Raw genomic sequence first — 26,039 nt, 5'->3', positions numbered from 1 at the left:
CGCCGTGCCCGCCGACGCGCCGACCATCCTCGCCACCTCGGGCGGGGTCGTCCCGAGCCCGCGCAACAAGTGGTCCGTGGGTCCGCTGACCCGCTACGCCGTGGACCTGGCGGGCGTCGAGGGCCGCGCGCCGCGGGTGGCCTTCCTGGCGACCGCGTGCGGCGACCAGCCGGCGGTGATCCGCGACTTCTACGACATGGCGCAGGAGGCGGGCTTCCACGGCAACCACCTGTCGCTGTTCACCATGCCCAACGTCGACGACGTCCGCGAGCACCTGCTCGGCCAGGACGTGATCTGGGTCTGGGGCGGCAGCGTCGCGGGCCTGCTCGCGATGTGGGAGCTGCACGGCGTGGGTGAGGTGATGCGTGAGGCCTGGGAGGCGGGCGTGGTCCTGACCGGCGTCTCGGCGGGCTCGATCTGCTGGCACAGCGGCGGTACGACGGACTCCTTCGGCCCCGACCTGCGGCCGATCACCAACGGGCTCGGCCTGGTGCCGTGGTCCAACGGCGTGCACTACGACTCCGAGGAGCAGCGCCGTCCGCTGTTCCAGAAGCTCGTCGGCGACGGGGTGCTCCCGTCCGGCTACGCCACCGACGACGGCGTGGGCGTGCTCTACCGCGGCACGGAGCACGCCGGCTCGTTCACCGAGGTGCCGGGCAAGTCGGCGTACTTCGTCGAGCGGACCGCGGACGGCGGTGTCGTCGAGACGCCGCTCGACACCCAGCTGCTGCGCTGATCGCTCGCTGGTCCCGGCGAGGGCTCAGGCGGGCGACTCCCGCTCGGGCGGCACCTCGGGGTTGTCCTTGGTCGCCTCGGTGTCGGTGTCCTCGCCGGTCGTGGTCTCCTCGGGGAGCTCGTCCGTGGCGGGGTTCTCGGCCGGGTCCGGGTCGCGCGGCTCGGTGCTGTAAGCGCCGTCGCCACCGACACCCTCCAGGCGGTTCGGGCCACCGGGCGGCGGGGCCTGCGGCTCGGCGTGGGGCTCGGGCTGCGGAGGCAACGATTCGCTCATCCCGCAGAGGTATCCGGCAGCGTCCGGTTCAACCGGGCTCAGAAGCCGAACGAGGTCAGCGCGGGCAGCGTGCCGGTGCGCAGCCCGTCGAGCACGAACCGCTCGTGCGGCACCACCGGCTCGGGCAGTGCGTCGAGCGGGAACCAGCGCAGGTCCGCGCACTTGGTGGGCTCGACGATGCGCGGCTCGCCGCGCCACGACCGGGCGGTGAAGAAGAAGTCGACGCGCTCGTCGATCGGCAGGTCGTGCGCGGTGCGCTGCATCGCGGTGGCGAAGGTGAGCGCCAGGTCCTCGACCGCCACCTCCTCGCGCACCTCGCGGCGCGCGGCCTGCTCGGCGGTCTCGCCACGCTCGACGTGCCCGGCAGCGGCGGCCCAGTGGCCGTCCATGTAGCCGGTGCCGTGCCGCAATTGCAGGAGCACCTCGGTGCCCGCCGCGCCCTCCCGCAGGAGGTAGACGTACGACGCGGGGACCACCGCGAAGCGGGTCTTCCCGGTCGCGGGGTCCTGGACGGTCACCGAGGTGCTCGAGGCTGACGTTCGCGGAACGTCAGTTGATGTCGTCGTCCTGGCCGTCGAGGCCGTCGAGCGCGTCCTTGGCCTTGTCCACGCCGGTCTCGATCTTGTCGTCGAACTTGCCGCCGGTCTTGTCGGAGGCGAAGTCGGCGGCCTTGTCGAGACCGTCGCTGATCTTGTCGCCCTGGCTGTCGACCGCGTCGGTCAGCTTGTTCTTGGCGTCGTCGAGAAAGCCCACGAGAAACCCCCATTGCTTGATGGACGCGACCCGGACCGGGCCGCGCGGAACACCTTGCCACACTAGTGCCATGCCCGCCCGCGCCACCACGTCCACGCCTGCGGTGGTGACGATCGTGGGGCCCACCGCGAGCGGCAAGACCGAGCTCTCGCTCGACCTCGCGCAGGCCCTCGGCGGCGAGGTCGTCAACACCGACGCGATGCAGGTCTACCGCGGCATGGACATCGGTACGGCGAAGCTCCCGCCCGCCGAGCGGCGCGGCATCCCGCACCACCTTCTCGACACCTTGACGGTCCGCGAGCCGGCCACGGTCGCGGACTTCCAGCGCTGGGCGCGCGCCGCCATCGCCGACATCCGCGGGCGCGGTGCCACCCCCGTCCTGGTGGGCGGCTCGGCGCTCTACACCCGCGCCATCCTGGACCGCTTCGACTTCCCCGGCACCGATCCCGCCGTCCGGGCGCGGCTCGAGGCCGAGCTCGACACGGTCGGCTCGCCGGCCCTCCACGCACGGCTGGCCGGGCTGGACCCGGCGGCGGCGGAGCGGATCGAGCCGGAGAACGGCCGCCGCGTCGTACGGGCGCTGGAGGTGATCGAGGTGACCGGTGAGCCGTTCAGCGCCACCCTCCCCGTCCAGGAGTACGCCGACCCGGCCACCGTGCAGGTCGGCGTCGCCATCGAGCGCGACGTGCTGGAGGAGCGGATCACCCAGCGGGTGCGGCAGATGTTCGACGGCGGGCTGCTCGACGAGGTGGTGGCGCTGCGCGCCGACGGCCTCGCCGAGGGGCGCACGGCGTCCGCCGCGATCGGCTACCGCCAGGCCGCGGCGGTGCTCGACGGCGAGATGACCGTGGCCGAGGCGATCGAGCGGACGGTGATCGCGACCCGACAGTTCGCCCGGCGCCAGATGGCGTGGTGGAAGGACGACCCCCGCATCACCTGGGTGCGGTACGACGACCCGGACCGGGTCGCGCAGGCGCTGGCCGCGGTCGGACGGGTCGCCGGCTAGCGCAGCCGGCGGAGGGCTGCCTCCGCGGCATGGAAACCGCCCATCCCGTGCACGCCCGCGCCGGGCGGGGTCGCCGCCGAGCAGAGGTAGACCCCGTCGACGCCGAGCGCGTAGGGATCCAGCGCCGGACGCGGCCGGAAGGCGACCTGCAGCGCGGTGTTGGCGCCGGCGGCGATGTCGCCACCGACGTAGTTGGGGTTGTAGGCCTCCCAGTCGCCGGGCCGGCGGGTGGAGACGGCGAGGATCCGGTCGCGGAAGCCGGGGGCGAAGCGCTCGACCTGGTCGACCACGGCGTCGGTGGCGTCGCCGTCGTAGCCGCGGGGCACGTGCGCGTAGGCGTAGACCGGGTTGGCAGCCGCGGAGGAGCGGGTCGGGTCGGCGAGGTACTGCTGCCCGAGCAGGACGAAGGGTCGCTCGGGCATCTGCCCGCGGTAGGTCGCGAGCTCGACCGCGGCGACCTGTGCGGCGGTGCCGCCGAGGTGGACGGTGCCGGCGCGGCCGACGTCCGGGTTGGTCCACGGGATGTCGCCCTCGATGGCGAGGTCGACCTTGAACGCGGCGGGTCCGTAGGAGTAGCGCTCCAGCGCCCGTCGTACCCGCGCGGGCAGACGGTCGCCGACGATCTGCAGCGCGCCCTTCGGTGCGGTGTCGAGGAGCACCACGTCCGGGGCGCCTCCGACGTGCTCGCGCAGCTCGTCGAGCGAGCGCACGTGGACCCCCGTGCGCACGGTGCCGCCGTGCTCGGCGAGCTCGGCCACCAGGGCCCGGGTGATCGACTCCGAGCCACCCTCGGCGACCGGCCAGCCGACGGCGTGCGCGGTGCCGGTGAGCATCAGCCCGACCGCGCTGCTGAGCGGGGTGTCGAGGCGGTGGAAGGCGTGCGCGGCGACGCCGGTGAAGAGCGCGCGGGCCGGGTCGTCGTGGAAGCGGAGCGCGCCCCAGGTGGCGGGCAGCAGTGCCTTCACCCCGAACCGGCCGAGAACGAGCGGGTGCCGCGGCAGGTGGACGACGGGCTGGAGGACCTCGTCCATGAGCTCGTCGAAGCGCCGCACGATCGGGGAGAAGATCCGCTCCCAGCGCGCCCCGTCGCGGCCGAGGGAGGCCACGGTGGCGGCCATGTCGCGGGTGGCGACCCCGGCCCGGCCGTCGTCCAGCGGATGGGCGAGGTCGATCTCGGGCCAGCGCCAGTGCAGGCCGTGCCGCTCCAGCCCGAGCGCGGCGAACCACGGCGAGGCGACGCCGGTCGGGTGGAAGGCGGCGCAGTCGTCGTGGAGCACGCCGGGCAGCGTGAGCTCACTGGTGCGGGTGCCGCCGCCGGGCCGGTCGTAGGCCTCCAGGACGGTCACCTCGAGCCCGGCTCGGGCGAGCCGGATGGCCCCGGCGAGTCCGTTGGGGCCGCTGCCGACGACGACGGCGGTGGTCACGCCAGCGACGTTACCCGGCGGGTCGGGTCCTCAACGCTTGACCTGGGTCGACCACAGCTGCGTCTCGTACGGCATGCCGCCGCCCTCCTGCTCGGGCTGGTTGGCATGCGGGCTGTAGGTCACCAGGAGCTGGTGCCCGTCGGTGGCGTTCCAGCCGTCCCACCAGATGCCGAGACCCTCCTCCGGGTAGCCCGCGGGCTCGCCGGCGACCCGGAACGGCGCCCGCATCCCGGAGTCGGTGAACGAGCGGGCCCACACGGTGTCGATGTCGTCCAGCGGCTGACCCGGCTCGACCCGGTCGTCGCGCCCGGAGAGGATCACCCCGCGGCCGTGGGCGTCCATGAAGGGCCGGGCCACGTAGACCTCGCCCAGTGCGACGGCCGGCCCGGGCCGGGGGCGCACCACCTGGGTCCACGCCGCGCTGGTGCCGCTCTCGGTCCACCTCTGCCGCACCAGACGGAGGCGACCGCCGCCGACGGCCGCGCGGACCCAGGCGTACGGCTCGCTCCAGACCGTGACGAGCGGCCCGCCGAGTGTCTCCTGGCGCAGCACCCGCGCCGGCCGCTCGTGGTCGTTGACGACCAGGGTCTGCCGGCCGGTCCGCTCGACGAGGTAGGTCCAGTACCGGGACCCCCGGGTGGGCAGGACCACCGCCGCGCCGGGCGCCCGCCCGGGACGCTTGACCCTGCGCACGACCGACGTGGGGTCGTTCCCGGGCCCGTACTCGCGGGCGACGTAGACGGCCCCGCTGGCGTCCATCGCCGCGGTGAAGCCGCCCACCAGCGGCCCGAGCGACGTCGTGCGCCAGCGGTCGCCGCGCAGGCGGATGGAGGTGTGGAGCTGCGGGCGGGAGAGGTCCGACCGGGCCCACACCACGGCGTGGTCGCCGTCCTCGTTGCTGAGGACCTGGACGTCGAAGCGGGCGCCAGAGGCCGGCTTCGTCAGTGCGTACGGCGCGGACCAGGTCCGGCTCGGGCCGCGCACCTGCGCGAGCAGGGCCCGCGGCTTGCCGTAGCCCGAGGTGCGGACGTACGCCGCGAGCGCGGTGCCGGGCCGGCCGGACGCCACCTGGAGGTCGGCGATCGTGCCGGCTCCGGGCAGAGCCCGCGGCGCGCTCCACGACCCGCCGGCGCGGCGCTCCTGGATCCGGCCGTCCTGCGAGGCGACGATCCGGGTGCCGGCGGTGTCGACGGCGACGACGCTGGGCCCGGACTCGTAGAAGCTGTTGAAGCCGGCGTCGACGAGCGTGCCGGAGCGCGCCAGCGGGACACCCGGCCCGGGCACGATGGGCTCGGCGACCGCCGGCGCCCCTCCCAGCACGAGCGCGCCCGCCAGCGGCAGGGCGAGGAGTCCGAGACGTCTCATGGTGTTCCTCCCTCGATGAGCCTTCCTGACTGTAGGACGGGTCGAGAGGCCAAGAAGGGTCAAGCGACATCGCGGCGAATCACGCGAGGATGACGTCATGACCGGCCGTGACCGCCTCCGCGAGCTCCTCGACGCGGTGCTCGCCGAGGACAACCACACGCTGGGCGCGATGGCGCAGGACGCCTACGCCTCGCCGTACCACCTGTCCCGGGTGCTCTCCCGCGACGCCGGCGAGGCGCCGGTGGCGCTACGGCGGCGGGTGCTGCTGGAACGGGCGGCGTGGCGGCTGCGCCAGGGCACGAGCGTGACGGATGCCGCCTGGGAGGCGGGCTACGAGTCCCTCGAAGGCTTCAGCCGCGCGTTCAGCCGGGCCTACGGGCACCCGCCGAGCGAGACGTCGGGCCAGGACACGCACACCTGGCTGCCGGCCGCGAACGGCATCCACTTCCATCCGCCCACCAGCCTGTGGGTGCACAGCACGGAGCAGACGATGAGCCCGCTGACCGACCAGCTCGTCCGGCACGACCTCGACGACACCCGGGTCCTGCTGGACCTGGCGAAAGGGCTCAGCCGCGAGGACTTCCTCGCGCCCCGGCTGCCCGGGCACGAGGTGACTTCCTGGGAGGGGCCCGAGGAGTCCGTGGCCGCGGTCCTGGAGCACCACGTCGGCACCAAGGAGGTGTGGCTCGCGGCGATCGAGGGCGGGGCCGCCCCCGAGCGCCCGGCGGACGTGACGGTCGCCGACCTCGTCGCCCGGCACGAGGCGGTCGCGCCGCGCTGGCTGGCGTTCGTGCGCGACGTGGACCGCCGCGGTGGCTGGGACGACCTGCTCGTCGACGCGCTGTGCGAGCCGCCGGAGAGCTTCCAGCTCGGCAGCGTGATCACCCACGTGCTGACCTACGCCGCCCACCGGCGCCAGCTCGCCCGCCACCTGCTGCGCCTGGCCGGCGTGAGTGCCGACGACGGCGACCCGATCAACTGGCTGCACGAGCAACGAGGAGAGGCCCGATGACCACGACCTACTACACCGCGACCACGCTCGACGGCTTCATCGCCGACCCCGACGACTCGCTCGCCTGGCTGCTGCGCCAGCCCCAGGACAAGGGCGGGGCGCAGGACTACGACGCCTTCTACGGCGGCATCGGCGCGCTGGTGATGGGCTCGACCACCTACGAGTGGGTGCTCGCGCACCTCGCGGAGACCGGCGAGGCCTGGTTCTACGACGTGCCGACCTGGGTGCTGACCACCCGCACCCTCCCGTCGTACGACGGCGCGGACGTCCGCTTCGCCACGGGCCCGGTCGCCGACCTCGCCCCGGAGCTGACGGCTGCGGCGGGGGAACGGGGCCTGTGGGTGGTCGGTGGCGGCGACCTCGCCGGGCAGTTCGCCGACGCGGGCCTGCTCGACGAGGTGGTCGTCTCGATCGCCCCGGTCACCCTGGGCGCCGGCCGCCCGCTGCTGCCGCGCCGTCTGGAGCTGCGGCTGCTGGAGACCGCGCCCAACGGCGCCTTCGTGACCGCGCGCTACGCCGTGGACGGACCGTTGCTGGAGGATCGGATCGCTTGACAGGGGGTACAGGGTGGAGGAATCGGACTGTCTCGGGAGGACATCGTGCGCCGTACCCTCACCCTCGTCGTGGTCGCCACGACCGCCACCGCGCTGACCGCGGGACCCGCTCCCGCGAAGCCCCGCCCCCACCCGCACGGCCCGCCGGCGAAGACCGCCACCGCGACCGGCTACGGCGGCGCCGTCACCTCGGTCGACGCGGACGCGACCGCGGTCGGCCTCGAGGTGCTGCGCCGTGGCGGCAACGCGGTGGACGCGGCGGTCGCGACGGGCGCTGCCCTCGGCGTGACCGAGCCCTACAGCGCGGGCGTGGGGGGTGGCGGCTACTTCGTCGTCTACGACGCCCGCAGCCGCAAGGTGAGCACCATCGACGGCCGCGAGACCGCGCCGGCGGGCGTCACCCCCGACTCCTTCGTCGACCCGGCGACCGGCAAGCCCTACCCCTTCACACCGGACCTGGTCACCAGCGGCGTCTCCGTCGGCGTCCCCGGCACGCCGGCCACCTGGGAGACCGCGCTCGACCGCTGGGGCACGCTCTCGCTCGCCGAGGCCCTGCGGCCGGCCGCGCGGCTGGCCCAGCGCGGCTTCCGCGTCGACGACACGTTCGCCCTGCAGACCCGGGAGAACGCCGAACGGTTCCGCACCTTCACCAGCTCCGCCGACCTGTTCCTGCGCGGCGGTGTGCCGGCCGTCGGCAGCACCTTCCGCAACCCGGACCTGGCCCGCACCTACCGCCAGCTCGGGGCGCGTGGCACCGGCTGGCTCTACCGCGGCCGGCTCGGCGCGGAGGTCGCCGCGACCGTCCAGCGCCCGCCGCTGAGCGGTGCCACCGACCTGCCGGTGCCGGTCGGCACGATGACCACCGCCGACCTCGCGCGCTACCGCGCGCTCGTGCAGAAGCCGACCCGTACGGGCTACCGCGGCTACGACGTCTACGGCATGGCACCCTCGTCCTCCGGCGGCACGACGGTCGGGGAGGCGCTCAACATCCTCGAGCAGCTGCCGGCGGCGGCCACGCCGATCGCCGCGCTGCACCAGTACCTCGAGGCCTCCGCGCTCGCCTTCGCCGACCGGGGCGCGTACGTCGGTGACCCCGCCTTCACCGACGTGCCGGTGCGGGCCCTGCTCGACGACACCTTCGCCAAGGAGCGGGCCTGCCTCGTCGACCCGGCGAAGGCCGCGACCAAGCCGCTCGCACCCGGCGACGTGTCGTCGTACGACGGGGCGTGCGACGCCGCTCCCGCGCCCGGGAAGGCCGACAGCGACACCGAGAACCTCTCCACGACGCACCTGACGACGGCCGACCGCTGGGGCAACGTGGTGTCCTACACGCTGACCATCGAGCAGACCGGTGGCTCGGGCATCGTCGTCCCGGACCGGGGGTTCCTGCTCAACAACGAGCTCACCGACTTCACCACCGTCTACGACCCCGCCGACCCGAACCGGATCGAGCCGGGCAAGCGTCCGCGCAGCTCGATGTCGCCGACGATCCTGCTGCGCGGCGGCAAGCCGGTGCTGGCGCTCGGCTCGCCCGGTGGCTCCACGATCATCACCACGGTGCTGCAGGTGCTGCGCAACCGGCTCGACGGCGGCATGTCCCTGCCCGCCGCCGTGGCCGCGCCCCGCGCGTCGCAGCGCAACACCGCCGCGGTGTCGGCGGAGCAGGCGTTCATCGACACCTACGGCGCCGCGCTGGCGGCGTACGGGCACACGCTCAGCGCCGCCGGGGCGCCCGGCACGAGCGCCGCCGAGATCGGCGCGGTCGAGGCGATCGAGATCGGGCCGGGCGGCCGGCTCACGGCCGTGGCGGAGCCCACGCGCCGCGGGGGCGGCGCGGCCGGGGTGGTGCGGCCTACCCTGAGACGGTGACCTGGACCGAGATCGCCGACGAGGAGACCCTGACCGCCCTGCTCGGGGAGCCGACCGCCGCGGCGGCCGCGAAGGAGCGCGCCGCGCTCACCGACGTCGACCGCGACTGGCTCGCGGCCTCGCCGTTCTGCTTCCTCGGGACCGCCGACGCCGACGGGCGCTGCGACGTCTCCCCGAAGGGCGACCCCGCCGGGAGCCTGGTCCACGTCATCGACGAGCACACCCTCGCGATCGCCGAGCGGCCCGGCAACCGGCGAGCCGACGGCTACCGCAACATCCTCGCCAACCCCCAGGTCGGGCTGAACTTCCTCATCCCCGGCCGGGGCGACACCCTGCGCGTCAACGGCCGGGCCCGGCTGGTCAGCGACGCGCCCTTCTTCGACGCGATGGTCGTCAAGGGCCACCGGCCGCTGCTGGCGGTCGTGGTGGAGATCGAGACCGTCTTCTTCCACTGCGCGAAGGCCTTCCTGCGCTCGCAGCTGTGGCAGCCGGAGACCTGGGACCCCGACGGCCGGGTCCCGCGCCGCGCGGTGCTCGCCCACCGGCTGGAGCGGCCGGAGACGCCGGTCGAGGAGCTGGACGACTACTACGGCCCGTCCTACGCCGAGCGCCTCTACGGCTGAGCGGCGAGGAAGGCCCGCAGCGCCGGCCCCGGGTCGGCGACCGTGGTGATGTTGGCGTAGGTCACCACGACGAGCACCAGTGCGGCCACCGCGGGCACCCAGCGCCGGGTGCGCACCGCCAGCGCCGCCAGGGCGAGCGCGCTCAGGCCGGCGAGCACCACCATCGCGAGGTGGTACGTCGCGAAGTCGTCCACCAGCGCCGCGAACTCCGGCGTCCCGTCGCTCGCCAGCACGGCCCGGGCCGCCTCGCCCGGCAGCATCGAGAGCAGCGACGAGACCGGCGCGACCAGGCCCTGCAGGTTGGCGAGGACGACCACCAGCGCGAGCCCGGCGAGACCGAGGACCGCGCCGCGCGGCAGGCCGCGGGTGCGCCGGGCCGCCACCACGAGCACGGCCAGCAGGATCGCCGCGAGGAGCGCTTTCGTGCCGTGGAAGGCGGCCCACCAGTCGGCCGAGCGGTCCAGCGTCCCGTCGTGGGCGAAGGCGCCGGGCAGGCCCTCGCGCAGGGCGCCGACACCGTCGTACCCGGGGACGAGGAGGCGGGCCAGCAGGCTCGGGGCGAGGAGCACGGCGGCGATCAGGACGGTCGTGGCGGCGGCGAGGCGGCGGTGCGTGGTCATGGTCCCGACGCTAGGCGCGCGGCGGCGCGAGGGCGTCCGCCCGGCGGTTGATCCGGCCGTCCGCCCGCGGGTGGATGCGTAGGCTGGAGGTGTGTACGCCTTCCTCAAGGGCCACGGCACCGAGAACGACTTCGTCCTGCTGCCCGACCACGACGGCGCGGTCCACGGCGACCTCGGCGCCGAGCGGGTGCGCGCGCTGTGCGACCGTCGCGCCGGCATCGGTGCCGACGGCGTGCTCCGGGTGGTCCGCACCGCCGCGATCGGCGCGGGGGCGGGGCAGGACGCGGAGTGGTTCATGGACTACCGCAACGCCGACGGCTCGGTCTCGGAGATGTGCGGCAACGGCGTGCGCGTCTTCGGGCGTCACCTCGCCCAGCAGGGGCTGGTCGACGTCTCCGCGCCGGTGCCGGTCGCGACCCGCGCCGGGGTGAAGGTGCTGACCTTCGCCGGCGGCGCCGTGGACGGCGAGATCACCGTCGACATGGGCATCCCGAAGGTGCTGGAGCGGACCGAGGTCGCGGTGGGGGAGCGGACCTGGCCGGCCCTGCACGTGGACATGGGCAACCCGCACGCGGTGGCCTTCGTCGACGACCTCGCCGACGCCGGGCACCTCTACGACGCGCCCACGCACGACCCGGTGGTCTACCCGCACGGGGTCAACGTCGAGTTCGTCGTACGACGCGGGCCGCGCCACGTCGCGATGCGGGTCCATGAGCGCGGCTCCGGCGAGACCCGCTCCTGCGGCACCGGTGCCTGCGCGGTGATGGTGGCCAGCGCGCTGGCGGACGAGGCGGCGCGGGACACCGACTACCGCGTCGACCTGCCGGGCGGCACCCTGCGGATCACCTGGACGACCGACGACCGGATCCTGATGGCCGGCCCCGCCGTGGTCGTCGCGGAGGGCACCACGGATCTCTGACAGTGACACCGATGCTGTCACGGTCGGCCCCGGCGCCCTATGCTCCGAGCATGGAACTCACCGGATCCTCCGCCATCGTCACCGGCGCGGCCTCGGGCATCGGCGCCGCCGTCGCCCGCCAGCTCGCCGCCAAGGGTGCAACCGTCGTCGTCGCCGACCTCCAGGCCGACAAGGGCGAGGCCCTTGCCGCCGAGATCAACGGCGTCTTCGCCCAGGTCGACGTCACCAACACCGAGCAGATCGCCGGCGCCGTCAAGGCCGCCGCCGAGATCGCCCCGCTGCGCGCGGTCGTCAACTCCGCCGGCATCGGCTGGGCCCAGCGCACCATCGGCCGCGACGGCCAGCTCGAGTCCGCCCACTCGCTGGAGGCCTTCACCAAGGTCATCGCGATCAACCTGATCGGCACCTTCGACGTCGTCCGCCAGGCCGCCACCGTGATGAGCCAGAACGAGCCCGACGAGGACGGCGCCCGCGGTGCCATCGTCAACCTCGCCAGCGTGGCCGCCTTCGACGGCCAGATCGGCCAGGCGTCGTACTCCGCGTCCAAGGGCGGCGTCGTCGGGATGACCCTCCCGGTCGCCCGCGACCTCTCCGCCTCCGGCATCCGGCTCAACACCGTGGCCCCGGGCCTGATCGACACCCCGATCTACGGCGAGGGCGAGGCCTCGGAGGCGTTCAAGGCCAACCTCGGCCAGAACGTGCTCTTCCCCAAGCGCCTCGGCACCGGCGCCGAGCTGGCCTCGATGGTGATCGAGTGCCTGACCAACTCCTACATGAACGGCGAGGTCATCCGCGTCGACGGCGGCATCCGGATGCCCCCGAAGTAGGCAGCGAACTCGTCGCGATCGGTTCACCCGCGCGTCGACCGGCGATCCCTCGCCGGTCGGCGCGCGGCGCTTTTCTGGGGCTGTGACGCTGCTCTGGGACGACCAGACCCGGCTCGGTGAGCTCCGCGTGGGCCGCCGCTCCACCATCGTCGCCGGCCTCGCCGGCGCCTCGATCCCGGCGCTCGGGGTGATGCGCGGCTTCCCCGGCCTCGTCGAGCGGCGCCGCGACCTGACCAGCGGCGTGCGCAGCGGCGAGGTGACGACCAGCTCGGCCGTGCTGTGGTCGCGCGCCGTCGTACCGAGCCGGATGATGGTCAGCCTGCGCACCGGGCCCCGCGTGCAGGTGCTGCGCGGTCCCTGGGCGGACCCGCGCACCGACCTCACCGCACGGATGCGGCTGACCGGCCTCGGCCCGGGGCGGGAGTACGCCGCCGAGGTCTGGTTCGAGACACCGGAGGGCGAGCGCAGCGCACCCCAGTCGCTCACCTTCAGCACCGCGCCGATCCACGCGGCGGCCCAGTCGATCGTGTGGTCCGGCGACGTCAACGGCCAGGGCTGGGGGATCGACCGCTCCCGCGGCGGGATGACGGCCTTCCGGACCATGCTGGACCTGCGGCCGGACCTGTTCGTCCACGTCGGCGACACGATCTACGCCGACGAGCCGATGCCGGAGTCCCACCTGGTCGTCGAGGACGGCACCACCTGGCGCAACGAGGTCACCGAGGACGTCGTCACCCCGGCCCTCTCGCTCGCGAACTTCCGCGGCCGGCACCGCTACTCGCTGCGTGACGACAACGTGCGCGACTTCCACGCCGCCGTACCGTCGGTGGTGCAGTGGGACGACCACGAGACCTGCAACAACTGGTACCCCGGCGAGGTGGTCGACGACGACCACTACAGCGGGCAGCCGGCCGACCAGCTGGCGGTGCGCGGGCGCCGGGCCTGGCAGGAGTACCAGCCGGTGCCGGTCGAGCGGTTGGTGCCCGCCGACGGCGACGGCTTCGCACCCCTGCGGATCTACCGCAAGGTGCCCCGCGGCCAGCACCTCGACCTGTTCCTGATGGACATGCGCAGCTGGCGCGGCCCCAACCCGGACGCCGACCCCGCGCGGCGCAAGGGCGAGGCCGGGCTGCTCGGACCCACCCAGGAGGCGTGGCTGATCGAGGGCCTGCGCCGCTCGACGGCGACCTGGAAGGTGATCTCCATCGACCAGCCGTTGTCCGCCCCGGCCAGCCGGACCTTCGACCTCGACGGCGTCGCCAACGGCGACGACGGTCCGCCGCTGGGCCGCGAGCCGGAGATCGCCCGGGTGCTCTCGGCCATCAAGCGGCACCGCATCCGCAACGTCGTGTGGATCACCGCGGACGTGCACTACACCGCGGCCAACCACTACTCACCGGACCGGGCGACGTACACCGACTTCGACCCGTTCTGGGAGTTCGTCTCCGGGCCGCTGCACTGCTCGCCGTTCACGCCCAAGCCGACCGAGCTCGACCGCACCTTCGGTCCGCTCGTGCACTTCACCCACGGCAAGGACGAGCCGCTGGCGGTCAAGATCGCGCCGCGGCCCGACAACCAGCACATCGGCCAGCTCGACATCGCCGCCACCGGCCAGCTCACCGTCCGGCTGTACGACGGCCGCGGCCTCGTGCTGTGGCACACGACCCTCGAGCCGGACGAGGTGGCGGTCTAGGTCGTATGCCTCCGATCGGCGGACTGCTTTCCGCGTGTGGTCCGAAAGTCGAGGTCGAAGCCTGTGCAGGATTCGCTGACTACGTCCACGGCTCGCACCATGTCCGTGGTCGAATGAACGCGGTAGCGGCGCCGACTTGGAACAAGCCCATCTACCGAGTCGATGTCTTCGCCTCGCTCGAGAAGCGGGTCAACGGATCGTGGGTCACCGTCCCTGGGTCTCCCGCGGCGAGTGCGTTCGACAACGTCAAGCCCGGTCGCAAGCTCACCGTCTCGACAAGCGCGCCGTGCGCCAGCGAGGACTACAGGATGAAGGCGATCGTTAAGGTGAAGTCGCGATCAGGAGCCGGTCTCCAGATCTCCCCCGCTGGTTACAGCGGGAAGCTCACTCGTGATCCTTGCGGGGCTGAACAGTTCGTCGATTACTGATCGTGTGGGGGACGGTGGCTTGATGCTCGAATCGACCATTGACACCGCAGCTGCTGACTGGCTCGTGTCCTCGGCGTCCACCACCTCGGGACCGGGGCTTCGCCGGTTGGTACCGGCGCGATTCGAAGCGATCCTGCGTGTCTTTCATCCTTTCGGTAATGGCGCCGAGCCGGTCTCGTGGGAGACCCAGGCGAGCGAGCGAGACATCGACCTCCAGTGGAACACGCCCAGTGCTTCGCTGCGTGACGGCATCCTCGTGCCACCGGGCCGTCAGCTCGATGTCGAGCAGGTCAAGGTCCTCGCCGAGACACTGCCCGTCGGTCGTGCTGATGGTCCTGCCGCTGGATCGATCTATATCGGTGCGTGGGTCGGGTGGGGGGACTATCGGGTCTTTGATGGCTTGCCTACCTATCGAGGGCCGCGCGAGTGCTTCCTCTTCCGGGGAACCATGGAAGACCTCGTCGCGGAGGCGATGGCTGACGCGCGGGGGGTATCGGAAGGGCGTCCGCCCTTGCGTCCGTATCAGTGGTGGCCTGAGGACCGGAGCTGGTACGGCCTGTCCGACATTGACCTCGACAGCACCTTGCTGGCGGGCAACAGGGCTCTGCTCGAGTCGGTTGCTGACAGGGTCGAGTCACGCTTCCTGCCCGACGATCCTGATCCAGACCTAGCGCCGCTCAGCGGCTGAGGTCGCGGCCATCAGCCCTGGCACCACATCGCGCCCTGCGGCCCGATGATCGTGCGCCGCTCGGTCTCCCGGCCCCCGACGGTGATCACGCAGGTCACCTTGACCCCCGGCCAGAACGCCTGCACGAAGACCGCCGCGTAGTCCGGCTTCCCCCAAACCCGGGTGGTGTGCGACCAGGAGCTGCCGACGCCGTCGTCCTGCCCGTAGCGCTGGTCGTCGCTGGTCGGGATGATGTAGGAGACCCGGTAGAGCGGCTCGGTGGAGAACACCCGGATCTTCAAGGTGGTGCGCGGCAGGGAGCGCCCGCTGCCGCTGCCCCCGAGACCGGCGGGCAGCGCGACGCCGTCCGGCAGGCCCAGCGACGCCGCGTCGGGCTGCGTCGCCTCGACCGGCTCGACGCTCGGCGAGGTGTCCTGCGTGGGCCGCTCGCTCGGCCGCGGGCTGGGCGAGGGCATGGCGGTCGCTGCCGGGCGGTCCGTCGGGTCGGTGGCGGAGTCAGGGGTGGGTCCGGGGCGGGTGATGAAGGCGAAGATGCCCAACCCGACCGCGATGATCGTGATGAACCAGATCCACCTGCTCTCGCCCCCCGGCTTCAGAGCACGCATGCCCTCACAACGACGGCAGGGGCGCCGGGGCTACCCCCCGGCGTGAAAACGGGAAGCATCCGTCGGTGCGGGTGGTTAGGCTGGACGACGCTCATGACGAACTCCGCTGAAGACTTCTCGCTCGCTGCCGCCCTCCGTGCCACCGAGGGCTGGGACGACCCCGACGACCTCGTCGACGACCTCGAGGACCCTGCTGACGACGAGGCCGCCGACGACGGCTTCGTGTCCGGGTACGCCGACGCCGACCCCACCACCGGCGACCTCGACCTCGTCGAGCGCCACGAGCTGCGCCGGGTCGCCGGCCTGCGCACCGAGCTCGAGGACATCACCGAGGTCGAGTACCGCCAGCTCCGCCTGGAGCGGGTCGTGCTCGTCGGGGTGTGGACCGAGGGCAGCCAGCAGGACGTCGAGAACGCCATGGCCGAGCTGGCCCTGCTCGCCGAGACGGCGGGCTCGGAGGTGCTCGACGCGATCTACCAGCGCCGGCAGTCGCCCGACCCGGCGACGTACATCGGCCGCGGCAAGGTGGAGGGCCTGCGCGAGATCGTGGAGGCGACCGGCGCCGACACCGTGATCTGCGACGGCGAGCTCGCGCCGAGCCAGCTGCGCAACCTGGAGGACCGGGTCAAGGTCAAGGTGGTCGACCGGACCGCGCTGATCCTCGACATCTTCGCCCAGCACGCGAAGTCCAAGGAGGGCCAGGCGCAGGTCGAGCTGGCCCAGCTGAGCTACATGAAGCAGCGCCTGCGCGGCTGGGGTGGCAACCTCTCCCGCCAGGCCGGCGGCCGCGTCGGCGCCGACGGCGGCGGCATCGGTGGTCGTGGTCCCGGTGAGACCAAGATCGAGACCGACCGGCGCCGGATCAACGACAAGATCGCCAAGCTCCGCCGCGAGCTCAAGGTGATGAAGGGCACCCGCGACACCAAGCGCCAGGAGCGCCGTCGCAACGAGGTGCCCTCGGTCGCGATCGCGGGCTACACCAACGCCGGCAAGTCCTCCCTGCTCAACCGGCTCACCGGCGCGGGCGTGCTCGTCGAGGACGCGCTGTTCGCGACGCTCGACCCGACCACCCGCCGCACCCAGACCGGCGACGGGCGCGTCTACACCATGAGCGACACCGTCGGCTTCGTCCGGCACCTGCCGCACCAGCTGGTCGAGGCGTTCCGCTCGACGCTGGAGGAGGTCGCGGACGCCGACCTGATCGTGCACGTCGTCGACGGCTCGCACCCCGACCCCGAGGGCCAGCTCAACGCGGTGCGCGAGGTGCTTGCCGACATCGAGGCCGGCTCGATCCCCGAGCTCGTGGTGATCAACAAGGTCGACGCCGCCGACCCGCTCGTCGTCGACCGGGTGCTGCGCCGCGAGCCGCACGCGGTGGCGGTCTCCGCCCGCACCGGCCAGGGCATCGCCGAGGCGCTCGCCGCGATCGAGGCCGACCTGCCGCGCCCGCGGGTGGAGTTCACGGTGCTGGTGCCCTACGCGCGCGGCGACCTCATCGACCGGATCCACAAGGACGGCGAGATCACCACGCTGGAGCACACCGCCGAGGGCACCCACGTCACCGGCCGCGCGACCGAGGCGCTGGCGGGCGACCTCGCGGTCTACGCCGTGTGAGTTCCGCGGTTTTTCGGCGAATCCTCTCCGGAGGACGGATGATCTCCCCGTGACTCGGCACCGCCTCGTTCTCGCTGCCCTCGTCGTGCTCCTCGCCGCCACGGTGACGGGCACGATCTGGGCGCGCGCCGGCGCGCGCACCGACCACTGCGGGCTCACCGCCGAGCGCGCCGACGCCCGCGCGGCCCTGGTCACCGGCCGCGGCCCCGAGGTGCTCGTCGTGGGCGACTCCTACTCGGTCGGCGCCGGCCTGCCCTACGCCGACTCCTGGCCGACCCGGCTGCCCGGCCGGGTCCGCGTCGACGGCTTCTCCGGCAGCGGGTTCAGCGTCGGCGCGAGCGCGTGCGGCGACCGGTCGTACGCGACCCGCCTGCCGCGCTCCCTGCGCCCCGGCACCCGGCTCGTCGTCGTCGAGGGCGGCCTCAACGACTTCGACCAGCCGGTCGCGGACGTCGAGGCGGGCTACCGCCGGCTGCTCGCCGCGCTCGGCGGCACGCCCGCGCTCGTGGTCGGCCCGCCCGTGGTGCCGCACCGGCCGGACGGCACCGGGGTGGCGGTGGACGCGGCCCTGGCCCGGCTCACGGCGGAGTCCGGGACGCCGTACCTGTCGATGGTGGGGGTGGACCTCAGCCTCCTCGACGACGGCGTGCACCCCGACGCGGCGGGCCAGCGGGCCTTCGGCGACGTGGTCGCGGCGAAGGTCGAGGAGCTGCTCGGCGCGGCTACGGGCGACACCCGCCGGCGGCCCTGACCTCCCGCGCCACCGCGCGGGCGGTGGCGACGACCTCCCGGGCCAGCGGGGAGAGGCTGCCGCGGGTCAGCGCGTGGATCCGGCGAGGCGGCAGGGCCGGGTGCAGGCGGTGCAGCGCGATGCCCGGCGGCCGCTCCGGCCAGCCCAGCGACAGCGCCGGCATGATCGCGCTGCCCAGGCCGGCACGGACCATCGACAGCACGGCCTGGTTGTCCGCGGTGCGGAACACCACCTGGGGGCGTACGCCGTGCGCTGCGAGGTGGGCCTCGACGACGAGTGCCTGGTCGCAGATCGGCGGCAGGGCGACCAGGGGCGCGCCGTCGAGCAGCTCGACCGGCACCCGGCGGCCGGCGAAGTCGCCGGGGCGGGCGACCAGGACGTGCTCGTCCTCGACGACCAGCGTGCTGTCGACGTCCTCGGGCCCCGGCCGGTCGAAGAAGAGCACGTCCAGGTCGCCGAGGTCGGGGTCGGCCGCCTCGTCCTCCACCAACCGGATGTCGCAGCCCGGGTGGTCCTGTCGCAGGCGCCGCACGACGCCGGGCAGGAGCACGTTGGTCACCGTCTGGAAGGTGCCGACGTCGACCCGGCCCTCGCCGGCGTGGAAGCGCTCGACGGCCTGCGCCGCCTCCTCGACGCGGCCGAGGACCTCGCGTCCGGAGGAGAGCACGAGCCGGCCCAACGGCGTCAGCCGGACCGGGCGCGGCCCACCGGGCCGGTCGAAGACCGCACCGCCGACGGCGCGCTCCAGCGCGGCGACCTGCTGGCTCAGGGTGGACTGGGTGTAGCCGAGCCGCGCCGCGGCGCGGGCGAAGGTGCCCTCCGCGGCGATGGCGTCGAGGGCTCTGAGGTGGCGCAGCTCGTACACGAGAGTCATCGTAGAACCCGAACACCTTGATCAGTAACAATCGTTTTTCACGATGAACTGCGCGATCTAGCGTCATCGTCATGAACTCCGAGACCTGCTACGACGTCAACGGCATCACCCTCTGCGCCCAGACCTTCGGCGACCCCGCCGACCCCGCCGTCCTGCTCATCCACGGCGCCTCCGCCTCGATGCTGTGGTGGGAGGAGGAGCTGTGCCGCCGCATCGCCGGCGAGGGCCGGTACGTCATCCGCTACGACCAGCGCGACACGGGCCGCTCCACCACCTTCCCGGTCGGGGAGCCCGGCTACGGCCTGCGCGACCTCGCCGCCGACGCCGTGGGCCTCCTCGACGCCCTCGGCGTCGACCGCGCCCACGTGGTGGGCCGCTCGATGTCGGGCGGCGTCGCGCTCGTCCTCGCCGTCGACCACCCCGGCCGGGTCGCCTCGCTCACCCTGGTCAGCACGACCACCGGCGAGCTGCCGATGGGGGAGCCGGTCTTCCCCGACGAGCCGGACCCCGCCGACCACGCCGCCGTCGTCGAGTACGTCGTCGCCGCCACCCGCGCCTACGCCGGCGCCTCGCCGCACTTCGACGAGGACGCCGTGCGGGCGCTCGCCACCGCGGACATCGCCCGCTCCAGCGACATCGCCGCCAGCTTGGTCAACCACTTCGCCCAGGACTTCTCCGGGCCCGAGCACGGCGGGTTCGCCGACGTCCGGGTCCCGACCCTGGTGGTGCAGGGCGAGCTGGACCCGGCGTTCCCCCCGGCCCACGGCGAGGCGCTGCGCGACGCGATCCCCGGCGCGCGCCTGGTCGTCCTCCCGCAGTCCGGGCACGACGTCGCGCCGCCGGTGTGGGACCTGTTCGTCGGCGCGCTCACGGAGCTGAGCGCGCCGTGAGGTCCGCGATCTGGGTGCCCCTCTTCGACGAGCTGGCCGACCCCGCCGCGGTGGTGCGCCTCGCGGTCGAGGCCGAGGAGCACGGCTGGGACGGTTTCTTCGTGTGGGACCACCTGCGCTGGCGCGCGCCGGTCGAGGCGCTCGCGGACCCGTGGGTGACGCTGTCGGCGGTCGCTGCCGCGACCTCGACGATCCGGATCGGGCCGATGGTGAGCGCGCTCGCGCGGCGGCGGCCCCACGTCCTCGCCCGGCAGACGGCCTCGCTCGACCGGTTGAGCGCGGGACGCCTGGTGCTCGGGGCGGGGCTCGGCAGCGACCGCTTCGGCGAGGAGCTCTCACGCTTCGGCGAGCAGACCGACGACCGGGCCCGCGCCGCGATGCTCGACGAGAGCCTCGCCGTCCTCGCCGCTGCGTGGTCCGGGGAGGAGGTCCGCCACCGCGGCGAGCACCACACGGTCGACGGCGTCCGTTTCCTGCCGCGCCCGGTCCACGGCACGGTGCCGGTCTGGGTCGCGGGCTTCCCCGGCTACCAGCGCCCGCTGCGCCGCGCCGCACGGCACGACGGCTTCGTGCCGGTCAACCTCGAGCACCCGGACCAGCTGGCCGAGGCGGTCGCCACGATCGACGGGCTGCGTGCGGACCCGACGGCGCCGTACGACGTCGCGGTGCCGCTCGCCCCGTCGGCCGACCTGGCGGCGTTCGCGGCCGCGGGGACGACCTGGTGGCTCACGGACGTGGACCCCGAGGGGATCACCGCGGACGAGGTCCGCGGGATCGTGCGAGCCGGCCCGTACCGCTGATCCGGGCGCGCCGGGAGGGCCGCGCGGGCGTGGCCTGTGGAGGGCGCGGCGCGGCGTCGGCAGGGCCGTCTAGGGTTTCCCGGTGACCACCCGAGCCGCCGCCGACCCCACGCCCGTCCGCGACCTCCTCGCGACCGCGGTGGCCGCCCTCGGCGGCCAGGAGCGCGCCGGCCAGGTGACGATGGCCGAGGCGGTCGGGCAGGCCTTCGCCGACCGGGAGCACCTGCTCGTCCAGGCCGGCACCGGCACCGGCAAGTCGCTGGGCTACCTCGTCCCGGCGCTGCTCCACGACAAGCGGGTCGTGGTCGCCACCGCGACCCTCGCGCTCCAGCACCAGCTCGTCGAGCGGGACCTGCCCCGCCTGGTCAAGGCGGTCGGCACCACCCCGGGCCTCGACGCGTCGTACGCCGTGCTCAAGGGGCGCTCCAACTACGCCTGCCTCCACCGCATCCGCGAGGGGGCCCCCGACGAGCAGGGCGAGCTGATCCAGGTCCCCGAGGGCTCGATGGGCGCGAAGGTGATCGAGCTGCGGAAGTGGGCGGAGGCGGCCGCGGAGAACGGCGGCAGCGGCGAGCGCGACGACGCCCCGCGGCACACCGAGAAGGAGTGGCGCCAGGTCAGTGTCTCCGCGCGCGAGTGCCTGGGTGCCAGCAAGTGCCGCTTCGGCCAGGAGTGCTTCGCCGAGCGCGCCAAGGAGAAGGCGCACAAGTCGCACCTCATCGTCACCAACCACTCGCTGCTCGCGATCGACGCGATCGAGGGCATCCCGATGATCCCGGAGTACGACGCCGTCGTCATCGACGAGGCGCATGAGCTCGCCGCCCGGGTCACCCAGGCCGCCACCGACGAGCTGTGGGCCGCCGAGGTCGAGCGGGCCGCGCGGCGCAGCGTGCGCCACGTCGAGGGCAACGAGGCCGACGACCTCGCCGACGCGGGTGATGCGCTGCGGGCCGCGGTCGCCGACGCACCGGCCGGCCGCTTCGAGCGGCTGCCGGAGGACCTGGCCGACGCGCTGGCGCTGGTCCGCGACGCGGCCCGGGCCTGCATCTCGGCGTTCCCCAAGGCCGACGCGAAGTCCGGGCAGGAGCCCGATCCCGCGATGACCCAGGCCAAGGGCATGGTGCAGGAGGTGTTCGCGACCGCCGAGCGGATGGCCGCCAGCTCCGAGCACGACGTGCTCTGGCGCACCGAGGGCAGCGACCGGATGCCGCCGACGCTGGCGATCGCGCCGCTGCAGGTGTGGGGGCAGGTGCGCGACAAGCTGCTCGCCGACAACACCGTGGTGATGACCTCGGCCACGCTCATGCTCGGCGGCGACTTCAACGCCGTCGCCCGCACCGTCGGCCTCAAGCCGATGCCCGACGAGGAGCAGCCGTGGCGCGGCATCGACGTCGGCAGCCCCTTCGACTACGGCAAGCAGGGCATCCTCTACGTCGCCCGCCACCTGCCGCCACCCGGGCGCGACGGCCTCGGCCCGGCCCAGCTCGACGAGATCACCGAGCTGGTCGACGCCGCCGACGGCCGGACCCTCGGGCTCTTCTCCAGCCGCCGGGCCGCGGAGGCCGCCGCCGAGCACGTCCGCAAGGCGCTGCCGCACCTGACCACGCTGGCCCAGGGCGAGGCGCAGCTGCCCGAGCTGGCCCGGCAGTTCGTCGAGGACCCGCACACCTGCCTGTTCGGCACGCTCGGCCTCTGGCAGGGGCTCGACGTGCCGGGCGACACCTGTCAGCTGGTCATCATCGACCGGATCCCGTTCCCGCGCCCCGACGACCCGCTGATGAGCGCGCGCCAGAAGGCCGCCGACCAGGCCGGCGGCAACGGCTTCATGCAGGTCGCCGCGACGCACTCGGCGCTGCTGCTCGCGCAGGGCGCCGGGCGGCTGATCCGGACCACGAGCGACCGTGGGGTGGTCGCCGTCCTCGACCCGAGGCTGGCGACCGCCCGCTACGGCTCGTTCCTCAAGGCCAGCCTGCCGCCCATGTGGACGACGACCGACCCGCAGGTGGTCCGCCAGGCGCTGAGCCGGCTCAGCTCGCCTTCGCGGTGACCACCTGGCGCAGCGCGCTCGCCACCGGCGTGCCCTGGCAGGTGTGCTGGTAGTCCTGGCCCTGCCAGCAGCGGTAGCGGGTGTCGCCGCTGACCACGGTGACCTCGATCCACTGGGTGGTGCTGCCGAAGGCGTAGCTCAGCGTCCGGTCGCCGTTGGCGTTCAGCGTCAGGTACGTCGACGTGGGGTTGCGGTTCTTGCGCTTGATCGTGACGATCGCGGCCCCGCCGATGGCCTTGCTGTTGACGTTGATGCCGAAGGTGATCTTGGAGCCCGCGCCCTTGCCGCGGTTCCAGCGGTAGGTGCCCGCGGACAGGCGCGGCAGCGAGAAGACCGCGTTCGCGGTGCGGGTCGCCGACGTCAGCGAGAACGAGCGCCGCACCGGAGCCGGGCGGTAGGCCGAGCCCTCCTCGTAGACACCCGGCCGGCGGTTCCACACCGCGAACCACGCCAGCTGCGCGGTGATGTTGGTGCCGCGCGCGGCGAGCGCGCCGCTCAGGCCCTGCAGGGAGTAGACGTTGCCGGTGTCGGTCGAGCCACCGGAGCCGAGCCGGCGCCAGATGTCGAGCACGATCGTCGGCAGTCCCGCGGTGGAGGCGGGGAAGCGCTCGCTGAGGTAGCGGAAGAAGATCCAGCTGCCGTAGGGCTCCGCGCCCTGGTCGCTGAACGCGTCGAGCGCCTGCGAGGGCCGGCCCAGCGGACCGTAGGGCAGGTAGGAGCGGTTGTCGTTGATGCCGTCGTACATCTCGTCCTCGACCCAGCTGGCCGTGGCCTCCATGATCCAGGCGTCCTCGTTGACGTCGTAGGCGAACTGGACCGCGTGGAAGTACTCGTGGGCCGCCGTCACCCGCAGCGCCGAGCGCGGGGCGATGCCGAACTCGGCGTAGTTGTTGTCGAGCACGCAGTAGGCCGGGGCCGCGACGTGGCCCTTCACCTCGCGGTCGGTCGTGCAGTAGCCGTAGACGCCGGCGTTGCCGACGTTGCCGAGGTAGACGTCGGGCAGCGAGGAGCCGCCCGCGGTGCCGTCGGAGACCGGCTTCTTGTAGCCCGCGCGGGCGTAGGTGACCGCGATCTGGGTCATCGTGGTGAGGGTGAACTCGACGTAGTCCGGCAGGCCGCCCCTGGTGCCGGGGAAGGCGCCGCCGGCGCCGTCGTTCTCGGTCGGGATGGCGTTGGTGCCGGCGCTCACCCAGTGCACGCAGACGAAGGCGTTGCAGGTGCGCTTGGTCGGGTGCGCGCCGTAGCAGGCGAGGTCGCCGTCGGCGAAGCACTCGCTGGCCGAGTCGTCGGGGCGCGCGAGCAGGCGCGCGGCGACGGTGCGCTTGGACTTGGGCAGGGCGTGCTGGGCCACCGCCAGGTCGCGCAGGGCCAGCGTCAGGTCCTTGCCGTCGACCGGGCTGCCCGTCGCCGGGTCGGCCGGGGTGACCGGCGCCTCGACGAGGTCCTGCACGGTCTCCAGGGCCTGCTCGGCGACCTCGCGCGGGCTGTCCGCGTCGGCGTCGGGGTCACCACCCACCGCCTGGGCGGGGACGGCGAGCGCCGGCGCGACCAGGAGAGCCGCGAGCAGGGACAGGAACAGCGCGGCCCAGCGGGCGCGGCGTGACGTCATGGGGAAGCCCTTACGAACGATCGGTGGGGGGCGAACCCCCCGACCATACGTCAGACCCCCGACGAAACTCTCAGACCCGGCGCAGGACGGCGGTGACCTTGCCGAGGATCGTGGCGTGGGTGCCGTCGATCGGCTCGAACGCCGGGTTGTGCGGGAGCAGCCAGGTCCGGCCGTCCTTGCGCTGGAAGGTCTTCACCGTGGCCTCGCCGTCGATCATCGCGGCGACGATCTCACCGTTCTCGGCGGTCGGCTGCTGGCGGATCACGACGTAGTCGCCGTTGCAGATCGCGGCGTCGATCATCGACTCGCCGCTGACCTCGAGGAGGAACAGCTGGCCGTCGCCCACGAGCTGGCGGGGGAGCGGGAAGACGTCCTCGACGCGCTCCTCGGCGAGGATCGGGCCACCGGCGGCGATCCGCCCGACGACCGGCACGTTGGCCGGGACCGGGGCCGCGTCGCCGATGCCGGTCTCGTCGTACGTCGTCTCCTCGGCGGAGCCCATCGCCTTGCGGGCCGCCATCACCTCGGGCAGGAACACCTCCAGCGCACGCGGCCGGTTGGGGTCGCGCTTGAGGTAGCCCTTCTCCTCCAGCACGCGCAGCTGGTGGGCCACGCTGGAGGTGCTGGTGAGGCCGACGGCCTGGCCGATCTCGCGCATGCTCGGCGGGTAGCCCCGCTTCTCGATGCTGTCCTTGATGTGGGCCAGGACCCGCTGCTGGCGCGGCGTCAGGCCGGTCGCGTCCGGGGGGCCGTCCGGCAGCTCGGTGACGCCGCGGCCTGCCTTGCGCTCCGCCATGGGGTGCCTCCACTTCGCATCGGGTCGCCGTCCGCCCCGTGCAGGGTGGCCGAGCTCGTGCCCCGACGCTAACCGATCCCGGCGCGGGGTTTCAAACACCTGTTCGAACGGCGTGTCGGCGACACGCCGTCGAACAGGATTTCGAACCGGTGCTGGATTTGTTCGAACACCTGATCTAACCTCGTACACATGTTCGATCGAACGTCTGGTCGAACCCTTTGTGTCGGACCCCCTCGATAGACAGCTCCTCGACAGGTTCCGTCCCCTTCCCCCGGAGGTCACCATGAGCACGATCAGCATCGCCCCGCACCGCGTCGCCGCCCCCCGCGCCACCGCGCGTCCGGTCGCCACGCCAGCCCGGCGTTCGAGCTCGGTCCGGCTCACCCGCCGAGGCCGCCTGGTCGTGTTCCTGCTCGCCTCCGTCGTGGTCGCCGCCGTCGCCGTGTGGCTGGCCGCCGGCTCGGCCGCCACCCACGAGGCCGGCGACGCCACCGCCGTCACCGTCGTCACCGTCGCCCCCGGTGAGACCCTGTGGGACATCGCCAGCGACGTGGCTGCCGGCAGTGACGACGACGTGCGCGGGGCCATGGAGCGGATCCAGGACCTCAACACCCTCGACGGCTCGGTGGTCTACGCCGGCCAGCAGCTCCGGGTGCCCACCACCGACTGATCCGTCGCCGACGGACGTCGGCCCACCAGCTCTCCGCCGCTTCGACCCCGGCGGAGTGGGGAAGACGGAGGGCGGGACCCGGCTGCGGCCGGCTCCCGCCCTTCGCGCTTTCCGGGCCCGGCTCTGGTCGGCGCGGTGTTCTGCCGGGGGAGTCTCAGCGCGCGGCGCGCTTGCCGCCCTTGGGGGCGTGCGGATCGCGCTTGGGCTTCGGCTCGGGTGCCGCGCTCAGCCCGATGGCGCGCGAGAGCCGGACGGCCAGCATGAACGCCAGGAAGAGGCACAGCATGCCGCCGATGGCCGCGATCGCGAGGAACGCCCAGGCGCTCGCCTTGCCGTCGTGGCGGGCGGTGGCGCCGAAGTCGATGGCGGCGAGGACGAGGTACCCCCACGCCACGAGGGCGAGGGTGATGCCGACCGCGAGGGCGAGCAGGTCAGGACGGAATCGCGCCTTGGTGCGATCGCCTGCGCGCTTTCCTCCTGTCACGGCGGTCATTGTGGCCGATGGGTGGTTGCGGCGTGCGGGCAACCCGGCAATCCGCCGGCGATCTGCCGGCGACCGATGCGTGGGCCGAGGTTTCCGGCGGGTGGGCGGA

At 73.5% G+C, this 26,039-nt stretch carries 27 protein-coding genes; 16 read left to right on the top strand and 11 right to left on the bottom strand.

The features are described 5' to 3' along the window. The first annotated feature begins 4 nt into the window (after positions 1-4). Positions 5-736 (top strand): peptidase E, encoded by a 732-nt coding sequence (locus MRBLML1_RS10560; protein WP_364515325.1) that lies wholly within the window; start codon positions 5-7, stop codon positions 734-736. Positions 737-760: 24 nt separating this feature from the next. On the opposite strand, the gene MRBLML1_RS10555 is transcribed toward MRBLML1_RS10560, so the two are convergent. Genes MRBLML1_RS10555 through MRBLML1_RS10545 form a run of 3 tightly spaced genes read right to left on the bottom strand, consistent with a single transcriptional unit; the run spans position 761 to position 1,762 of the window. Continuing rightward, on the bottom strand, positions 761-1,009 hold the full coding sequence (locus tag MRBLML1_RS10555) for a hypothetical protein (protein ID WP_364515322.1): 249 nt from the start codon (positions 1,007-1,009) through the stop codon (positions 761-763). Between the two features lie 38 nt (positions 1,010-1,047). Next, positions 1,048-1,527, bottom strand: a complete 480-nt coding sequence (locus MRBLML1_RS10550; protein WP_364515319.1) for an NUDIX hydrolase — start codon at positions 1,525-1,527, stop codon at positions 1,048-1,050. A gap of 31 nt (positions 1,528-1,558) precedes the next feature. Continuing rightward, positions 1,559-1,762, bottom strand: coding sequence for an antitoxin (locus MRBLML1_RS10545; protein WP_364515316.1), 204 nt, complete (start codon positions 1,760-1,762; stop codon positions 1,559-1,561). 70 nt (positions 1,763-1,832) lie between these two features. On the opposite strand from MRBLML1_RS10545, the gene miaA reads away from it, so the two are divergent. After that, a complete protein-coding gene (gene miaA, locus MRBLML1_RS10540; RefSeq protein WP_364515313.1) occupies positions 1,833-2,768 on the top strand; it encodes a tRNA (adenosine(37)-N6)-dimethylallyltransferase MiaA in 936 nt (311 codons plus the stop codon). Here miaA and MRBLML1_RS10535 read toward each other — a convergent pair. Beyond that, the gene (locus MRBLML1_RS10535; RefSeq protein ID WP_364515310.1) at positions 2,765-4,192 is read right to left on the bottom strand and encodes a phytoene desaturase family protein; all 1,428 of its coding nucleotides are present in this window, start codon (positions 4,190-4,192) and stop codon (positions 2,765-2,767) included. The genes miaA and MRBLML1_RS10535 overlap by 4 nt on opposite strands. Before the next feature lie 30 nt (positions 4,193-4,222). Then, on the bottom strand, positions 4,223-5,557 hold the full coding sequence (locus tag MRBLML1_RS10530; RefSeq protein ID WP_364515307.1) for a hypothetical protein: 1,335 nt from the start codon (positions 5,555-5,557) through the stop codon (positions 4,223-4,225). A 97-nt stretch (positions 5,558-5,654) separates the two neighbouring features. Here MRBLML1_RS10530 and MRBLML1_RS10525 point away from each other — a divergent pair, with 97 nt between their 5' ends. Genes MRBLML1_RS10525 through MRBLML1_RS10510 form a run of 4 tightly spaced genes read left to right on the top strand, consistent with a single transcriptional unit; the run spans position 5,655 to position 9,615 of the window. Beyond that, entirely contained in the window at positions 5,655-6,569 is a 915-nt protein-coding gene (locus MRBLML1_RS10525) for a helix-turn-helix domain-containing protein (protein ID WP_364515304.1), read from the top strand. Continuing rightward, positions 6,566-7,123, top strand: coding sequence for a dihydrofolate reductase family protein (locus MRBLML1_RS10520; RefSeq protein ID WP_364515301.1), 558 nt, complete (start codon positions 6,566-6,568; stop codon positions 7,121-7,123). The genes MRBLML1_RS10525 and MRBLML1_RS10520 overlap by 4 nt, the downstream gene beginning before the upstream one ends. 45 nt (positions 7,124-7,168) lie before the next feature. Next, positions 7,169-8,992 carry a gamma-glutamyltransferase gene (ggt, locus tag MRBLML1_RS10515; RefSeq protein ID WP_364515299.1) on the top strand — a complete coding sequence of 608 codons (1,824 nt, stop codon included), beginning with the start codon at positions 7,169-7,171 and terminating at the stop codon, positions 8,990-8,992. Further along, positions 8,989-9,615 carry an MSMEG_1061 family FMN-dependent PPOX-type flavoprotein gene (locus MRBLML1_RS10510; protein ID WP_364515297.1) on the top strand — a complete coding sequence of 209 codons (627 nt, stop codon included), beginning with the start codon at positions 8,989-8,991 and terminating at the stop codon, positions 9,613-9,615. The genes ggt and MRBLML1_RS10510 overlap by 4 nt, the downstream gene beginning before the upstream one ends. Here MRBLML1_RS10510 and MRBLML1_RS10505 read toward each other — a convergent pair. Next, on the bottom strand, positions 9,606-10,235 hold the full coding sequence (locus tag MRBLML1_RS10505) for a hypothetical protein (RefSeq protein ID WP_364515295.1): 630 nt from the start codon (positions 10,233-10,235) through the stop codon (positions 9,606-9,608). The genes MRBLML1_RS10510 and MRBLML1_RS10505 overlap by 10 nt on opposite strands. A 91-nt stretch (positions 10,236-10,326) precedes the next feature. Here MRBLML1_RS10505 and dapF point away from each other — a divergent pair, with 91 nt between their 5' ends. The 4 genes from dapF (at position 10,327) to MRBLML1_RS10485 (ending at position 14,790) form a co-directional block, all read left to right on the top strand. Beyond that, positions 10,327-11,154, top strand: coding sequence for a diaminopimelate epimerase (gene dapF / locus MRBLML1_RS10500; protein ID WP_364515292.1), 828 nt, complete (start codon positions 10,327-10,329; stop codon positions 11,152-11,154). A gap of 50 nt (positions 11,155-11,204) precedes the next feature. After that, positions 11,205-11,981: an SDR family NAD(P)-dependent oxidoreductase gene (locus MRBLML1_RS10495; protein WP_364515289.1), complete on the top strand. Its 777-nt coding sequence runs from the start codon at positions 11,205-11,207 to the stop codon at positions 11,979-11,981. 82 nt (positions 11,982-12,063) lie between these two features. After that, positions 12,064-13,674 (top strand): alkaline phosphatase D family protein, encoded by a 1,611-nt coding sequence (locus MRBLML1_RS10490; RefSeq protein WP_364515286.1) that lies wholly within the window; start codon positions 12,064-12,066, stop codon positions 13,672-13,674. Between the two features lie 450 nt (positions 13,675-14,124). After that, positions 14,125-14,790 (top strand): hypothetical protein, encoded by a 666-nt coding sequence (locus MRBLML1_RS10485; protein ID WP_364515283.1) that lies wholly within the window; start codon positions 14,125-14,127, stop codon positions 14,788-14,790. Positions 14,791-14,801: 11 nt separating this feature from the next. Here the strand turns inward: MRBLML1_RS10485 and MRBLML1_RS10480 are convergent, their stop codons facing one another. Continuing rightward, a complete protein-coding gene (locus MRBLML1_RS10480) occupies positions 14,802-15,395 on the bottom strand; it encodes a hypothetical protein (RefSeq protein ID WP_364515281.1) in 594 nt (197 codons plus the stop codon). A gap of 93 nt (positions 15,396-15,488) precedes the next feature. Between MRBLML1_RS10480 and hflX the strand changes: the two genes are divergently transcribed. Together hflX and MRBLML1_RS10470 are read left to right on the top strand one after the other, a co-directional pair. Further along, complete coding sequence (gene hflX, locus MRBLML1_RS10475) at positions 15,489-17,009, top strand: GTPase HflX (protein WP_364515278.1); 1,521 nt, start codon at positions 15,489-15,491, stop codon at positions 17,007-17,009. A gap of 49 nt (positions 17,010-17,058) precedes the next feature. Next, positions 17,059-17,760 (top strand): SGNH/GDSL hydrolase family protein, encoded by a 702-nt coding sequence (locus MRBLML1_RS10470; RefSeq protein WP_364515275.1) that lies wholly within the window; start codon positions 17,059-17,061, stop codon positions 17,758-17,760. Here MRBLML1_RS10470 and MRBLML1_RS10465 read toward each other — a convergent pair. Further along, positions 17,732-18,634: a LysR family transcriptional regulator gene (locus MRBLML1_RS10465; RefSeq protein ID WP_364515272.1), complete on the bottom strand. Its 903-nt coding sequence runs from the start codon at positions 18,632-18,634 to the stop codon at positions 17,732-17,734. The two genes, MRBLML1_RS10470 and MRBLML1_RS10465, sit on opposite strands and share 29 nt — an antisense overlap. A gap of 71 nt (positions 18,635-18,705) precedes the next feature. Between MRBLML1_RS10465 and MRBLML1_RS10460 the strand changes: the two genes are divergently transcribed. From MRBLML1_RS10460 to MRBLML1_RS10450, 3 genes are all read left to right on the top strand, one after another. Next, positions 18,706-19,524, top strand: coding sequence for an alpha/beta fold hydrolase (locus tag MRBLML1_RS10460; RefSeq protein ID WP_364515269.1), 819 nt, complete (start codon positions 18,706-18,708; stop codon positions 19,522-19,524). Then, entirely contained in the window at positions 19,521-20,324 is an 804-nt protein-coding gene (locus MRBLML1_RS10455; RefSeq protein WP_364515266.1) for an LLM class flavin-dependent oxidoreductase, read from the top strand. The genes MRBLML1_RS10460 and MRBLML1_RS10455 overlap by 4 nt, the downstream gene beginning before the upstream one ends. An 82-nt stretch (positions 20,325-20,406) precedes the next feature. Continuing rightward, positions 20,407-22,371 (top strand): ATP-dependent DNA helicase, encoded by a 1,965-nt coding sequence (locus MRBLML1_RS10450; protein ID WP_364515263.1) that lies wholly within the window; start codon positions 20,407-20,409, stop codon positions 22,369-22,371. Here the strand turns inward: MRBLML1_RS10450 and MRBLML1_RS10445 are convergent. Both MRBLML1_RS10445 and lexA read right to left on the bottom strand, forming a co-directional pair. Beyond that, positions 22,352-23,980 (bottom strand): MXAN_6640 family putative metalloprotease, encoded by a 1,629-nt coding sequence (locus MRBLML1_RS10445; protein ID WP_364515260.1) that lies wholly within the window; start codon positions 23,978-23,980, stop codon positions 22,352-22,354. The genes MRBLML1_RS10450 and MRBLML1_RS10445 overlap by 20 nt on opposite strands. 70 nt (positions 23,981-24,050) lie before the next feature. Beyond that, entirely contained in the window at positions 24,051-24,776 is a 726-nt protein-coding gene (lexA, locus tag MRBLML1_RS10440) for a transcriptional repressor LexA (protein ID WP_364515257.1), read from the bottom strand. Between the two features lie 283 nt (positions 24,777-25,059). Between lexA and MRBLML1_RS10435 the strand changes: the two genes are divergently transcribed. Beyond that, positions 25,060-25,446, top strand: coding sequence for a LysM peptidoglycan-binding domain-containing protein (locus MRBLML1_RS10435; RefSeq protein ID WP_364515254.1), 387 nt, complete (start codon positions 25,060-25,062; stop codon positions 25,444-25,446). Between the two features lie 154 nt (positions 25,447-25,600). On the opposite strand, the gene MRBLML1_RS10430 is transcribed toward MRBLML1_RS10435, so the two are convergent. Then, positions 25,601-25,930: a hypothetical protein gene (locus MRBLML1_RS10430; RefSeq protein ID WP_364515251.1), complete on the bottom strand. Its 330-nt coding sequence runs from the start codon at positions 25,928-25,930 to the stop codon at positions 25,601-25,603. Positions 25,931-26,039: the final 109 nt, after the last annotated feature.

The organism is Nocardioides sp. LML1-1-1.1 (genome assembly GCF_040676175.1).
In the GTDB taxonomy this organism is placed as follows: domain Bacteria; phylum Actinomycetota; class Actinomycetes; order Propionibacteriales; family Nocardioidaceae; genus Nocardioides.
Note: the sequence above shows the minus strand (reverse complement) of the source record. Positions and strands in the feature narration are given on the sequence as shown.